Source organism: Streptomyces yongxingensis, assembly GCF_055597465.1.
In genome coordinates, this window is the sequence record NZ_CM145717.1 from 10049067 (window position 1) to 10063457 (window position 14391).

Below are 14391 nucleotides of genomic sequence, written 5' to 3' on the forward strand. Positions count from 1 at the left end.
CCATGCACGACGAGGTTCTGCGGGCCGCCGACGCCCTGGTGGCGGCGTTCGGCGAAGGCCGCCTCGACGACTACTTCGCGGCGTTCGCGCCCAACGCCACATTCGTCTTCCACACCACCCCCGAACGCCTCACCTCCACCGCGGACTACCGGGCCCTGTGGGACCGCTGGGCCGCGGAGGACGACTTCCGCGTCCTGTCCTGCACCTCCACCGACCGGCTGGTCCAACACCTCGGTGACACCGCGGTGTTCACCCACCGGGTGGAGACCACGGTGAGCACCACGGCCGGTGCGGAGACCACCCACGAGCGCGAGACCATTGTCTTCCGCCGTCAGACCCACGGCCACTGGCTGGCCGTGCACGAACACCTCTCGGCAGCGACCGGCACGACGACGGCCACGGCCACTCCCACGACGGCGGCCACGGCCACGATCACGGAAACGGAACGATGAGCGAGCTTCTCGTACTGCGCAACCACATCGACGGCGAGTACACCGACGCGGCCGACGGCCGCCGCCTGGAGGTCACCGACCCCGTCACCGGCGAGGTGTACGCCACCTCGCCCCGGTCCGGCGCCGCCGACGTCGACGCCGCGATGGCCGCCGCCGCGGCGGCCTTCCCCGCCTGGCGCGATGCCACCCCGTCCACCCGGCAGAAGCTGCTGCTGAAGATCGCGGACGCGGTCGAGGCGCGGGCGGAGGAGATCGCGGACGCGGAGTGCCGCAACACCGGAAAGCCGCGCGCCCTCACCCTCACCGAGGAGATCGCCCCGATCGTCGACCAGATCCGGTTCTTCGCCGGAGCCGCGCGTCTGCTGGAGGGCCGGTCGGCGGGCGAGTACATGGAGGGTCTGACCTCGATCGTCCGGCGTGAGCCGATCGGGGTGTGCGCCCAGGTCGCGCCGTGGAACTACCCGTTGATGATGGGCGTCTGGAAGTTCGCCCCGGCCCTCGCCGCGGGCAACACCGTCGTCCTCAAGCCGTCGGACACCACCCCCGCCTCCACCGTTCTGCTCGCGGGCATCATCGGCGACATCCTCGAGGAGATGGGCCTTCCGGCCGGCGTCTTCAACGTGGTGTGCGGCGACCGCGAGACCGGCCGGCTGATGGTCGAGCACCCCACCCCGGCGATGGCGGCCATCACCGGCTCGGTGCGCGCGGGCATGCAGGTCGCCGCCTCGGCGGCGAAGGACATCAAGCGGGTCCACCTCGAACTGGGCGGCAAGGCTCCGGCGGTGGTCTTCGAGGACGCCGATATCGCGGCGGCCGTGGAGGGCATCTCCCTCGCCGGATTCTTCAACGCCGGACAGGACTGCACCGCGGCCACGCGTATCCTCGTCCACGAGTCGATCCACGACGCGTTCGTGAGCGCGCTCGCCAAGGCCGCCGCCGCGATCAGGACCGGCGGTGGCATCGACGACGAGGACGTGCTGTACGGCCCGTTGAACAACGCCGGCCAACTGGCCCAGGTCACCGGCTTCATCGACCGGCTGCCCGCCCACGCCACCGTTGAGACGGGCGGCCACCGGGTCGGCGACAAGGGCTTCTTCTACGCGCCCACCGTGGTCTCCGGCCTCGAGCAGGACGACGAGATCATCCAGAACGAGGTCTTCGGCCCGGTCATCACCGTGCAGTCCTTCCGCGACGAGGCCGAGGCCGTCGCGTACGCCAACGGCGTGGAGTACGCGCTGGCCTCCTCGGTGTGGACCAAGGACCACGCCCGCGCGATGCGGATGTCCAAGGCCCTGGACTTCGGCTGCGTCTGGATCAACACCCATATGATCCTCGCCGCCGAGATGCCGCACGGCGGCTACAAGAAGTCCGGCTACGGCAAGGACCTCTCCGCGTACGGCTTCGAGGACTACACCCGCGTCAAGCACGTCATGACGGCCTTCTGAGATCCGCCCCCCTCCGGCCTGTCATCACCGCGCCGCCGCCCCGGCGCGGTGATGATGGAAGGCGACCGTTCGCACTCGGATCCGGAAGAGAGAAGGGCGGCATGACGAGGAGCGCACGGAAAGTCCTGCTCACCGGCTGGTTCAGCTTCCTGCACGGCGAGGCCACCGCGGGCGATGTGCTGGCCCTGCACCGGGTGCGCGCCGTCCTGGACCACGCCGGGATCCCGTACGACGTGGCCTGGAGTCCGGGCTACCGGGCCGACGCGCTGCATCTGCCCGAAGCGGCCGAGAACTCCTACTCCCATCTGGTGTTCCTGTGCGGACCGCTGCACGGCTCCCAGATCGAGGAGTTGCACACCCGGTTCCGGACGTGTGTCCGCATCGCCGTCGGCACCTCCGTGATCGACGCCTCGTCCCCGGCGGTCAGCGGTTTCCACCATGTCATCCCGCGCGACACGCCCGGTGATGTGCCGCCGGTGCGCGACCTCGCCGCCGGTGCTCCCGCCGTCACCGCCACACCGGTCGTGGGCGTGATCCTCACCCATGGGCAGGGCGAGTACGGGCAGGCACGGCGCCATGACGAGGTGGCGGCGGGCCTGACCCGCTGGCTCGCCTCCAAGGACTGCGCGCGGCTGGAGCTCACCACCCGTCTGGACACCCACGACTGGCGCCTGTGCGCCACTCCGGAGCAGTTCGAGTCCGTGGTGCGGCGGCTCGACGTCGTGGTCACCGACCGGCTGCACGGCCTGGTCGTGGCGCTGCGGTCGGGTGTTCCGGCGCTGGCGGTGGACCCCGTCGAGGGCGGGGCGAAGCTGAGCGCCCAGGCGCGGGCCGTCGACTGGCCCGCCACGCTCGGCGCCGGACAGCTCCACCCCGACGAACTGGAACGGTGGTGGCGATGGTGTCTGACCTCGGGACGCGCGCTGGCCGAGCGGCGGCGGCGCGAGTTCCTGGGCACGCCCGCGCACGGCGCGGCCGCGGACGCCACGGACGCGTTGCTGAAGGCGCTGTCGGCGGCCGGCTGAAGTGAGCCGTCGCGGAAGCGTGGTTCAACCCGCGCGGGGCCGGCCGGACCATGGGGTGTCCGCCGCGTGGCCGGGGGTTCGCTGGACCCGGGGGCCGGGGCGTAGCCCCAGTAGTCGGGAAGGGGCCGGGGGGAACAGCCCGCCGCAGGCGTCACGATCCGTCGGACACCCCTTAGCCTGGTGCGCCATGAGCGAGATGACACTGCGCCGGGCCCATGTCTCCGACCACGGGACGATCGTCGAGTGCGTACGGAACTGGTGGGGCGACTCACGCACCCCCGACCAGGCCCGTGAGCTGTCCCTGCTGTTGCCCAGGCTGTTTCTGCAGTTCTTCTCCGGCACCAGCCTGGTGCTGGAGGACGGCGACGGGGTCAAGGCGTTCCTCGTGGGTTTCCACTCCGCGGACAACGACCACGGGGCGTACATCCACTTCGTCGGGGTGGCCCCCGAGCTGCGCGGACAGGGCGTGGGCCGCAGGCTCTACACGGCGTTCTTCGAGCGCGCCGCCGAGGCGGGCCGCCGTGAGGTGCAGGCCATCACCTCGCCGCTGAACACCGGGTCCGTGGCCTTCCACCGGGCGATGGGGTTCACGCTCGAGGAGGGCGACCGTGAGGTCAACGGCCTTCCCGTACACGGCGATTACGACGGCCCGGGGCAGCACCGGGTGTGCTTCCGCCGACAGCTCACCGTTCATCCGCGGGCGGATTGAGGACGAGGGCGAGAGAGGGCTTGACGGTGGTGGAGCGCTGCCCTACACCAATATGGGAGCGCTCCCATGTCTCCCATTGATGTGTTCCACGGCACCAGGGCGCCCGTACCCGCCCCGTGGCCGCCCAACTGAACCTCATGGACCGCCGAAAGGAAAGCGCATGGCACGCACCAGACATCCGCTCGCCGCCCTGATCTCCTTACTCGCGTTCCTCGCCGTTCTCGTCCCGCTCGGCGTCGGCACGGCCCACGCCGAGTCCAACGGCGGCGTGAAGGTCATGCCGCTGGGCGACTCGATCACCGACGGGTTCAACGTCCCGGGCGGTTACCGCGTCGGACTGTGGCAGAAGTTCACGGCGGGCCGTTACAAGGTCGACTTCGTGGGCTCGCTCTTCAACGGCCCGTCGGGCCTCGGTGATCACGACCACGAGGGCCACTCCGGCTGGACGATCCAGCAGATCGACGACAACGTCGTGAACTGGCTGCGCACCCAGAACCCGCACACGATCCTGCTGCACATCGGGACCAATGACATCTATGGCAGCAACCCCGCCGGGGCGCCCGCCAGGCTCTCCACCCTGATCGACCACATCACCGCCCAAGCGCCGAACGCGGAGCTCTTCGTCGCCACCATCACCCCGCTGGGCTTCAGCGACTCGGTCGTGCGGGCATACAACGCGGCGATCCCCGGCATCGTGCAGAGCAAGGTCAACGCGGGGAAGCACGTTCATCTGGTTGACATGTACAGCGCATTGACGCCCGCGGACCTGGCCGACGGAGTGCACCCCAACGCCACTGGCTACAACAAGATGGCCGACGTCTGGTGGCGGGCGCTGCAGTCGGTGCCGGGCAGCATCGGCAACCCCTCGTTCACCACCACCGGGTCCGGGGCGCATGGCAACGGGTCGGCCGCACGGGCGGCATGAGCCGCCCCGTTCACCGTCACAGCCCAGGAAGGACCGTCACATGAACCACATCCCCGCCTCGGCGGCGACCACGCGCACGCCCGGACGCCGCCGAAGGACACCGAGGTCGATGGCCGCGGCGTTACTCGGCGGCGTACTGCCGCTGCTCGCCTCGCTGTTCCTGCTGGCACCGTCACCCGCGGCAGCGGCCTCGCTCACCGAGGTCACGGGCTTCGGAAACAATCCGAGCAACCTCCGCATGTACGAGTACGTGCCGAACAACGTCGCGGCACGGCCCGCCGTCCTCGTGGCGGTGCACTACTGCACGGGCTCGGGGCCCGCGTTCTACTCCGGTACCGAGTTCGCCTCCCTGGCCGACCGGTACGGCTTCATCGTCATCTATCCCTCCGCCACCAGAAGCGGCGCCTGCTTCGACGTCTCCTCCCCGCAGGCGCTGCGGCACGACGGCGGCAGTGACCCGGTGGGCATCGTCTCGATGGTCCGCTACGCCCAGCAGCGCCACAACGCCGACCCCAACCGGGTGTACGTCACCGGCGCCTCGTCGGGCGCCATGATGACCAACGTCCTGCTGGGCGACTACCCGGATGTGTTCAAGGCGGGCGCGGCGTTCTCGGGCGTGCCCTTCGGCTGTTTCGCCACCACCGACGGATCCGGCTGGAACACCGCCTGCGCGAACGGCACCATCACCAAGACACCGCAGGCGTGGGGCGATCTCGTGCGCGGGGCCTACCCCGGATACCAGGGCGCCAGGCCGAGGATGCAGTTGTGGCACGGCACCGCGGACGGCACCCTGCGCTATCCGAACTTCGGCGAGGAGATCAAGCAGTGGACCCATGTGCTCGGGGTGAGCCAGACCCCCGCCTTCACGGACCATCCGCAGTCCTCCTGGACCCGTACCCGCTACGGCGCCACGGGCAGCCAGGCCCCCGTTGAGGCGATCAGCGTTCAGGGCATCGGACACTCCCTCCCGAGCGCCGGGATGGCCGCACGGGCCATCACCTTCTTCGGCCTGGACGCCGGATGACCCGCTGACGGTCACCGCGCCGGGGTGGCGTCCGACACCGACACATCGGCCGAGGCATCCCCGAGGCCGGCGTTCCACCGCTGGTCGTCGCGGTCCTCGGCCGAGCGCAGCTCGACCTCGCTGTCGGGGCCGTCGCCGTCCGGGGTGACGGCGAAGTCCGGTGCGATATGAGGGCGGATCACCCCGTCGCGGTCGACCGCGAACCGCAGGTTCTCGCCGTTGTCGCCGTCGGCGGAGGAGCACGGCCAGATGCCGACACCCCGGTCGGTGTCCCCGCGCGAGTCCAGACAGAAGTCGGGGTCGGCCTCGGTGTGCAGCAGCCCCTCGGAGTCCAGCCGCCACCGCTGGGTGTCGGTCCCGCTGCACGGGGCCAGAATCGCGTCCGTGCGCTTCTCCAACTGCTGATCGCGGATGTCCAGACAGAGCCCGGAGGCGGCGTTGATCACCGCCGTGTAGCTGTCGTCCGGAATCGGGGCGACGGGCGCCGGGGCGGTGCCCGGGGGAGGGGAGGCGGGAGCGGTCGTGGACGGTTCGGTCATGCCACCGGGGTTCGGCGGGCGCTGTGGCCTCTTCGTCGGAGCCGGTGGATTCGTCGTCGGCTCCGACGAAGGAGCCGCCGGGGTGGCCGTGGGCGCAGGGGTGTTCGCGCGACCGGCCGGGGCCATGTCGTCCCCGTCGGACACCAGGAGGGCGACGGTGAGGGCCACCGCCGCCACGGCCACCACCGCGACCAGCGCGGCCGTCGTGCCCGGTCGGGAGCCCGTCCAGGCCCGTGGGCGCCAACGTCCCACGGACCCGCCGTCCATCGGCGCATTCGCCGCGACTCCCGCGACACCGGTGGGCCCCACCGGGGAATACGACGGCGGGGGAGCGGGGACCGAGGGAGGCTCCGGCCGCGGCGGCTCCGCGGGCGACGGCGCCGCCGAACCCACGGACGGCACACCGCCGACCGAGTCCGCCGTGACATAGGACGTTCCGCCCCACCCCAGGAGCCCATCGGCGATCACGGGCCGGGGATCCTCGTCCATCCGTATCAGGTCGCCGTACACCCCGGCACACGAAAGGCAGCCGGACAGATGGCGGTCCAGGTCGTCGCAGCGCCGGGGGTTCTCCGGCCGTACGGCCGCCTCGATGAGGCCCCGGAACCCCTGACACGTCTGCTCGCCGCCACGCTCCAGATGGGTCCGCAGCCACGCCTCGCGCAGCGCACTCCGAGCCGTTTCGCGGAGCGTGGGGACGGTGTGCGGCGCCACCCCCGCGAAGGTGGCCACCACCGTGTCGGGCTCCTCCTCCACGACGCTGTACCACAGGACATCGCGGGTGCGCGCCGAGAGGGTGAGGAAGCCGCCGAGCATGGCCGAACGTTCCCTCGGCCTCGGACGTCCGGCCTCACCGCCGGTGGCGATACCGTAGTGGCCGAGCCACTCGGCGAACGCGGGATCCAGCCGCTCCTCACGGCTGCCCTCCGCCCAGGTGGCGGCCACCCGCTGGACGAGGAGCAGCAGATGGTGGCGCCACGGCCCCCAGGGATCGATACCGCGACAGGTCTCCTGCGCGGCGAGGCCGAAGGACAGGTCGGCGAGTTGGTCGGCGTCGGCCTGCGTCCTGCCGCAGAGCCGGGCGTAGGACAGCACCGCCGGAAGGTGGCGCTCCCTCAGCTCCTGGGTGGCGGGGAGGGCGGTGGGCGCCCCGGAGCGTATCCGCTCGGTGAGCTCCGTGTCGGACAGTTGGGCGTACGGCCGCTGCCCGGTGGTGGCATCGGGTTCGGTTCCGTGCGGGTCGGTCACCCTCACCACTCCTCGCGTCACCGACAGTGAGACGAGTGCCCATAGTGGTGGAGGGCGCGGGTGCGGGTAAAGGTATCCGCCAGGAACTCCCCTGAGGCGACAATTCTTTACCGGTCGGTTGGCTACCGGCCGGTTGTGAAGCGGCTGACGAGTTCGCGTTTGAGCACCTTGCCGCTGGGGCCCAGGGGGAAGGAGTCGATGAACTCCACCCGGCGAGGGTACTTGTGCCCGGCGAGCCGCTCCCTGGCCCACGCCACGATCCCGGAGCCGAGTGCCGCGTCCGGAACGGTCCCGGGGCGTGGCCGCACCACGGCGCACACCTCCTCGCCGTACACCTCGTCGGGCAGTCCGATGACGGCCACTTGGGCGATGGCCGGGTGGCGCATCAGCACGTCCTCCACCTCGCGCGGGTAGACGTTGTAGCCGCCGCGCACCACCAGGTCCTTCTTGCGGTCCACGAGGGTGAGATAGCCCTCCGCGTCCTTGGTGCCGAGGTCGCCCGAGCGGAACCACCCGTCGACCAGCACCTCGGCCGTGGCCTCCGGGCGGTTGAGGTAACCGGCCATCACATTGTGGCCCCGGATGACGATCTCACCGACCGCGCCCGTCGGCAGCAGCTCGACGCGGTCCTCCACATCGGCCGCGGCGATCTCCGCCTCGACGCCCCAGATCGGGCGCCCCACCGTCCCCGGTTTACACGGCCATGCCTTCTGGTTGTAGGCGACCACCGGTGATGCCTCGGTCAGCCCGTACCCCTCGTAGATCGGGCAGCCGAAGACCTCCTGGAAGTCCTCGAGCACCTTCACCGGAAGCGCCGAGCCCCCGGAGAAGGCGCGGTCGAGGGCTGGGCGGCGGGGGTCCTCGGCGGCGGCGTCGAGCAGGGCCAGATACATCGTGGGCACGCCCATGAAGACGGTGCACCCCTCGGTGACCATCAGGTCCAGCGCCCGGGGGCCGTCGAACCGGCTCATCAGCACCATCGTGCCGCCCGCCAGGAAGGTGGTGCTCATCCCGCAGGTCTGCCCGAAGGTGTGGAACAGGGGCAGACAGCCGAGCAGCACATCGTCGGGGCCGAGGTCGAACGGCGAGCGCATCGTGGTGCTCACGTTCATCACCAGGTTGAAGTGGGTGATCATCGCACCCTTGGGACGGCCGGTGGTCCCCGAGGTGTACAGGACCACGGCGAGGTCGCCGGGCTCGCGCGGGGCGCAGCGCTCGATGGGCTCGGCGTCTTCGGCGAGGGCGTCCAGGCGCGGACGGCCGCCGTCGTGCTCCTCCAGCACGGTGAGCACCGGAACCCCGGCCACCTCCGCGCCCTTGGCACCCTCGGTGAGCATCGGCGCCCCGCACACCAGCACCTTCGACTCCGAGTCGCGGAGCACATGGACGATCTCATCGGCGCGCAGCAGACCGTGCACCGGGACGGCCACCGCGCCGAGCGCCAGCACCCCGAAGTACACCATCGGGAAGTGCGGGGTGTTCGGCAGCAGCAGCGCCACCCGGTCGCCGGGGCCGATGCCCTGGTCGCGCAGTACGGCGGCGTACCGCCGGGTGGAATCCCACAGCTCGCGGTAGGCGATGCGCCGCGAGCCGAAGACGAGCGCGGGGTGGTCCGGGCGCCGCAGTGCGGACTCGGCGAGCACCGCCGCCGCGGTGAGCGTCATGCCCCGGCCCGCTGGGCGGCCAGCCGCTGCTTGTCCGGCTTGCCCGCACCGGTCAGCGGAAGGTCGTCGTGGAAGGTGATGGCGGCCGGCACATGCTTCGGCGAGAGCTCACCGGACACATGCTCGAGCAGCGAGGTGAAGTCGGCGGCGCCACCGGGCCGGAGCACCACGGCGGCGTGGATGTGCTCCACCCGGTCCCCGTCGGCCACTCCGTACACCGCGGCCTGGGCCACATCGGGGTGGGTCAGCAGCGCGTTCTCGACGGCGGTGGGATGGACCTTGATCCCGTTGGTCTTCATCACCTCGCCCACCCGGCCGTGCAGCCGCACATAGCCGCGCTCGTCGAGGGAGCCGAGGTCGCCGGTGTACACCCAGCCGTCGCGTACGGTCTCCGCGGTCAGCTCCGGCTCGCGCCAGTAGCCGAGCATGTTGAACGGCGACCGTACGCAGATCTCGCCGATCTCGCCCACCGGCAGATCGCGCTGGTCCTCCAGGTCGCGGATGCGCACCTCGGCGGTCAGCCGGCCGGTGGTGAGCCGCAGTTCGGGGTCGAAGTGGTCCGGCGGGGCGAGCAGGCTGATCCCGCTGGTCTCGGTGGTGCCGTAGAACTGGAGCAGCACCGGGCCGAACACCTCGACCGCCTCGGCCAGCCGGGCCGGGGCGGCGGGGCAGCCGCCGTAGGAGATGATCTGGATGCTCGACAGATCGGTGTCCTTGATGGCCGGGTGGTCCACCAGCATGTACAGCTGCGGAGGGGTGAGGGTGAGCGCGGACACCTGGTGGCGCTCCACCGCGTCGAGCACCGCGCTCGCGTCGAAGCCCTCGTGCAGGACCACCGTGCCACCGGAGGCGAGGGCGAGGTCGGCGCCGGAGCCGTTGGAGTGGCTCACCGGCAGTGTGGACAGATAGGTGATCGGGCCGGGCGCCTCAAGTCCCGCCCGCAGATAGAGAGTTCGGACGCGGAAGGGAAGGGTCACACCCTTCGGGGTGCCGCTGGTGCCACTGGTGAACAGGACCACGGCCGGGCGCTCGGGGTCGGTCTCCACCACCGTCAGGTCGAAGGCGTCCGCGTCGCCGGTGGTCAGGTCCAGCACATCGGGGCCGAGGGAGCCCAGCGCGGCGAGCCGGGGCGGCTCCGGCAGACGCTCGCACAGCTCCCGGGCCAGGCCCAGGTTCTCCTCGTCCACGGCGAGGAAGGTGGCGCCGGTCTTCTTCAGGATCTCGTGCCGCTCGCGGGTGGCCAGCTGATCGGTGGGATCCACCGCGTTGGTGGAGTGCAGATGGACCACCGTGGCACCGATGAGGTTCGCCGCATAGCGCAGAATGATGGTGGCCGGGGTGTTGGCGACCGTCAGCACGGCCACGACCGGAATTTCTTCTTCCGCTATCTGGCGGCGCAGCAATTCCGCCGCCGCGACCACGGTCCGGGTGAACTCACCGGCGGTGAACCGCTCATCGTCGCGGAGCAGGGCAACCCGCTCCGAATCGGCCGATAGAGCCTCGAGGACCCGTCGGACGTAATTGTCGGTCGGAGACATCGAAACTCCAGTTCGCCGTGTGCCGATGAGTTCAAGGTGCCGTTTCCCGCTGAAGGATGACACCCCGCCCCCGGCATGGCAACCTTCTTCCATCCACCCGTCAGTTTCTTGCCGTGAAACCGGGTCGGGTGTGCGGAGGTTGCCTTTCGGCATACCGATTGACGGCCGACCGCATGTAGATTGGCGCCGGCGGGGGGTCGTTACGGCTCATCCCGCTTTCTGCGCGATCCGCAAGTAGCCTAAAAGCGAAGTGAGTGGACGTGACGAACCAATATCTGGACCTGTTTTCGCGCCTCACCGAGGGTTCTGACGGTGGAAAGCGAGAGTTCCTGGAGATCGGACGGCTCGCCGGTCAGTTCCCCGCCGCCAGCGTCAGCGGCGTCGAGGACACCCCCCGGATCAGCGTCTGGTGCAGCAACGACTACCTCGGCATGGGCCAGCACCCCGCCGTCCTGGAAGCCATGAAGGAAGCCGTCGACCAGTACGGGGCGGGCGCGGGCGGCTCGCGCAACATCGGCGGCACCAACCACTACCACGTAGCTCTGGAGAAGGAGCTCAGCGCGCTCCACGGCAAGGACGACGCGCTGCTGTTCACCTCCGGCTACACCGCCAACGACGGCGCGCTGTCCGTCATCGCGGGCCGCATGGAGGGGTGCGTCGTCTTCTCCGACGCGCTCAACCACGCCTCCATCATCGACGGCCTGCGCCACAGCGGTGCCCAGAAGCGGATCTTCCGGCACAACGACACCGCGCACCTCGAGGAGCTGCTCGCCGCCGCCGACCCCGACGCGCCCAAGTTGATCGTCGCCGAGTCGGTCTACTCGATGAACGGCGACATCGCGCCACTCGCGGAGATCGCCGACATCGCCAAGCGCCATGGTGCCATGACCTTCCTCGACGAGGTGCACGCGGTGGGCATGTACGGCCCGCAGGGCGCGGGCATCGCGGCACGCGAGGGGCTGGCCGACCGGTTCACCGTCATCATGGGCACGCTGGCCAAGGGTTTTGGCACCAACGGCGGATACATCGCGGGCCCGGCGGAGGTGATCGAGGCGGTGCGGATGTTCTCCCGCTCCTTCATCTTCACCACCGCGATGCCGCCGGCCGTGGCCGCCGCCGCCCTCGCCGCCGTCCGCCATCTGCGCTCCTCGGAGGCCGAAAGGGAACGGCTGTGGGCAAACGCACAGTTGATGCACCGGCTGCTGAAGGAGCGCCGGATCCCGTTCATCTCCGACCTCACCCACATCGTGTCCGTGCTGGTGCGGAACGAGGCCCTGTGCAAGCGGATGTCCACGGCGCTGCTGGAGCGGCACGGCATCTATGTGCAGGCGATCAACGCGCCCAGCGTACGGGCCGGCGAGGAGATCCTGCGGGTGGCACCCGGAGCCGTGCATTCCACCTCCGAGGTGGAGATGTTCGTCAAGGCCCTTGACCAGGTCTGGGAGGAGTTCGGCGGCCCTCGCGAGGACGCCTAAAAGCGGTTGCGCAATGAGGCCGACCGGGGTTGGGCAAAGGTGGTGCAAGGCATGTCGATCTTGCTTGACACGCCTTGGCGGCGAGAGGTTTGATGAGCCCACGCGAACAGCTGGGCGATTCTTGAGACCCGCTAGCGGAACGGGGATCTCGGGGGAGCAGTTCATGGGGTGCCGCGGCGATGCGGCACGCTTTGGCCCGGTGCGAACGGGCGGAAACGGGGGTTTCGGGGTGACGCTTGCGTATGTCCTCGACGGCGGTATGAACGATCAGCCGGGAGCCGGCGCAGAGCTGTATGAACTCTTTCCGAGTGTGCAGCACACCTATCAACGAATCGCCGAGTGGACGGGTATCGACGTCCAGCGGATATTCGAAGAAGAACGGCAACCCGGACAGGAGCACCGACAAGGGATCGGCGCCATTCGTCAGGCTGCCGCCGTATTAGGAATTGCGGATGTTCTCGCCGAGGAATACGGCATAACACCGGCCGCCGTATGCGGACTGAGTTTCGGCGCACTGGTCGGCGCCACTCTCGCCGGAGCCGTCGAGCGTCAGGATCTCTTCACCCTTCTGATGCGACTGCGGGAAGTACCCCCGCCCGCCGCGGAGAACGGCCCGCAGGCCGTCGCCATGCTGCGGATCCCCTACGACACCGCCCCGGACGACCTGCTCGCCGACGTCCGCGATGTGTATCTCTCCGCCGACCTGGGGAAGGTCGGCACGGGCCAGGAGCGCATGGTGCTGCTGGGCGGCTACCGCTCCGCGCTCCAGGAGTTCGGCGCGGGGTTCCCGGCCGGCGCGCTGCACGTGTCCGACGACCACGGCGCGGCCTTCCACTCGCCGCTGCAGCAGCACATCAGCGACTTCCTCGAGCCCACGCTGGAGGCCATGACCTTCCATGACCCACGGGTGCCCGTGCACTCGTGCATGGAGCGCAAGGCCCTCACCACCGCCGAGGAGATCCGCGATCTCTTCCGCCGCAACCCCACCGCCCCCGTGAGCGTCCCGCACATGATCGGCGGACTGGAGGACGGCGGCACCGAACTGGGCCTGGTGCTCGGCCCCGCCGCGTTCGGCACCTTCCAGAACGCGGCGTTCCCGGTGGTCCACGTGGAATCTCCGGACCATGTCTTCGAGGCGATGACCGCGGTCTACGACTTCGGCATCGAACTCCCCTCCACGGAAGTCGGGGTGACCCAGTGAAGGACGTGACCGAGCAGATCGACCAGTGGCTGTCGCAGGACATCGACGCCTGGACCCGCCGGGTCGTCCGCCGCCACTTCGACCCCGACACCGGCACCCCGTACTGGCTCAAGCGCGCCGCCGAACTCGCCATCGACCCACGGGACATCACCCGTTACGACGAGCTGACCGCGTTCGGTCCGATGCCGCTGGGCGACCTGCGCACCCTGGACCCGGCCGAGCTCGTGCCCCAGGCCGTGCCCCGGCCCCTGACCGGCCGGATCTGGGACTCCGGAGGCACCACCGGCAACCCCTGCCGCGTGTTCTACACCGAGCCGATGCTCGAGCACCGCGCCGCCTGGCGGCGCTGGGTGATCGAGCGCGAGGGATTCGAACCGGGCCGCACCTGGCTCCAGGCCACCCCCACCGGACCGCACCTCATCGGACACGGCGCCGTGGACCTGGCCGACCTGTACGACGGCCGGGTGTACGGCATCGACTTCGACCCCCGCTGGGTCAAGCGGCTGCTCCGCGACGGCAGACTGAAGGACGCGCAGGAGTACACGGCCCACATCACCGAGCAGATCGCCGCGGTCCTGGAGCACCAGCCGGTCGACTACCTCGTCACCACCCCGGCCCTGCTGCAGGCACTGATCAAGGCGAGGCCCGAGCTGGTGGCACGGCTGAAGGGCGTACGGCTCAGCGGGACACACGCCACCCCCGCCATGCGCAGGTCCTTCCACAAGGCACTGGGCGGCGGACTGGTGGTCGTCACCTACGCCAACACCTTCGGCAACACCGTGGGCCTGCCCGTGGAGGACGACGGCGCCCTCATGCCGTACCTGCCGAACTACCCGCAGGTGACCATGGCGGTCGTCGACAAGGACGACTGGTCCAAGGTGGTCGGATACGGCGAACAGGGCCAGGTCCGGCTGACGGTGCTGCACGACGACCTCTTCCTGCCCAATGTGCTGGAGCGCGACCTCGCGGTGCGGTACGACACGGGCCCGGAGTGGCCGTGTGACGGCGTCGCCAACGTCAAGCCACTGCAGGTCGTGCGATCGGCGCCGGAAGGCATCTACTAGGCCCCGCCAGACCCACAAGCCATCCACGAAGCCCGGGGAACACGGTCCGCGAACCACGGACTACGGGCCACCCGGCCACGGG

General features: G+C 70.0%; 12 protein-coding genes. 9 read left to right on the plus strand and 3 right to left on the minus strand.

Annotated elements, in window-relative coordinates:
• The first annotated feature begins 2 nt into the window (after positions 1 to 2).
• From ACZ6TD_RS42840 to ACZ6TD_RS42865, 6 genes are all read left to right on the plus strand, one after another.
• Positions 3 to 452 (plus strand): YybH family protein, encoded by a 450-nt coding sequence (locus tag ACZ6TD_RS42840; protein ID WP_471346932.1) that lies wholly within the window; start codon positions 3 to 5, stop codon positions 450 to 452.
• The gene (locus ACZ6TD_RS42845) at positions 449 to 1897 is read left to right on the plus strand and encodes a gamma-aminobutyraldehyde dehydrogenase (RefSeq protein WP_471346934.1); all 1449 of its coding nucleotides are present in this window, start codon (positions 449 to 451) and stop codon (positions 1895 to 1897) included. Before ACZ6TD_RS42840 ends, ACZ6TD_RS42845 begins: the two co-directional genes overlap by 4 nt.
• Before the next feature lie 101 nt (positions 1898 to 1998).
• The gene (locus ACZ6TD_RS42850; protein WP_471346936.1) at positions 1999 to 2922 is read left to right on the plus strand and encodes a polysaccharide pyruvyl transferase family protein; all 924 of its coding nucleotides are present in this window, start codon (positions 1999 to 2001) and stop codon (positions 2920 to 2922) included.
• A gap of 187 nt (positions 2923 to 3109) precedes the next feature.
• On the plus strand, positions 3110 to 3631 hold the full coding sequence (locus ACZ6TD_RS42855) for a GNAT family N-acetyltransferase (RefSeq protein WP_471346938.1): 522 nt from the start codon (positions 3110 to 3112) through the stop codon (positions 3629 to 3631).
• Between the two features lie 160 nt (positions 3632 to 3791).
• On the plus strand, positions 3792 to 4556 hold the full coding sequence (locus ACZ6TD_RS42860) for an SGNH/GDSL hydrolase family protein (RefSeq protein ID WP_137976417.1): 765 nt from the start codon (positions 3792 to 3794) through the stop codon (positions 4554 to 4556).
• A gap of 40 nt (positions 4557 to 4596) precedes the next feature.
• A complete protein-coding gene (locus tag ACZ6TD_RS42865) occupies positions 4597 to 5580 on the plus strand; it encodes an extracellular catalytic domain type 1 short-chain-length polyhydroxyalkanoate depolymerase (RefSeq protein ID WP_471346939.1) in 984 nt (327 codons plus the stop codon).
• Positions 5581 to 5591: 11 nt separating this feature from the next.
• On the opposite strand, the gene ACZ6TD_RS42870 is transcribed toward ACZ6TD_RS42865, so the two are convergent.
• The 3 genes from ACZ6TD_RS42870 to ACZ6TD_RS42880 all read right to left on the minus strand — a co-directional run bounded on the left by ACZ6TD_RS42870 (position 5592) and on the right by ACZ6TD_RS42880 (position 10569).
• Positions 5592 to 7367 (minus strand): ricin-type beta-trefoil lectin domain protein, encoded by a 1776-nt coding sequence (locus tag ACZ6TD_RS42870; RefSeq protein WP_471346941.1) that lies wholly within the window; start codon positions 7365 to 7367, stop codon positions 5592 to 5594.
• Between the two features lie 122 nt (positions 7368 to 7489).
• Complete coding sequence (locus ACZ6TD_RS42875; protein ID WP_471346943.1) at positions 7490 to 9031, minus strand: long-chain-fatty-acid--CoA ligase; 1542 nt, start codon at positions 9029 to 9031, stop codon at positions 7490 to 7492.
• On the minus strand, positions 9028 to 10569 hold the full coding sequence (locus ACZ6TD_RS42880; RefSeq protein WP_471346945.1) for a class I adenylate-forming enzyme family protein: 1542 nt from the start codon (positions 10567 to 10569) through the stop codon (positions 9028 to 9030). The genes ACZ6TD_RS42875 and ACZ6TD_RS42880 overlap by 4 nt, the downstream gene beginning before the upstream one ends.
• A gap of 254 nt (positions 10570 to 10823) precedes the next feature.
• Between ACZ6TD_RS42880 and hemA the strand changes: the two genes are divergently transcribed.
• The 3 genes from hemA to ACZ6TD_RS42895 all read left to right on the plus strand — a co-directional run bounded on the left by hemA (position 10824) and on the right by ACZ6TD_RS42895 (position 14309).
• On the plus strand, positions 10824 to 12044 hold the full coding sequence (gene hemA, locus ACZ6TD_RS42885) for a 5-aminolevulinate synthase (RefSeq protein WP_471346947.1): 1221 nt from the start codon (positions 10824 to 10826) through the stop codon (positions 12042 to 12044).
• Between the two features lie 571 nt (positions 12045 to 12615).
• The gene (locus ACZ6TD_RS42890) at positions 12616 to 13245 is read left to right on the plus strand and encodes a hypothetical protein (protein WP_471346949.1); all 630 of its coding nucleotides are present in this window, start codon (positions 12616 to 12618) and stop codon (positions 13243 to 13245) included.
• Positions 13242 to 14309, plus strand: a complete 1068-nt coding sequence (locus ACZ6TD_RS42895) for an arylcarboxylate reductase (protein WP_471346950.1) — start codon at positions 13242 to 13244, stop codon at positions 14307 to 14309. Before ACZ6TD_RS42890 ends, ACZ6TD_RS42895 begins: the two co-directional genes overlap by 4 nt.
• Positions 14310 to 14391 lie beyond the last annotated feature (82 nt).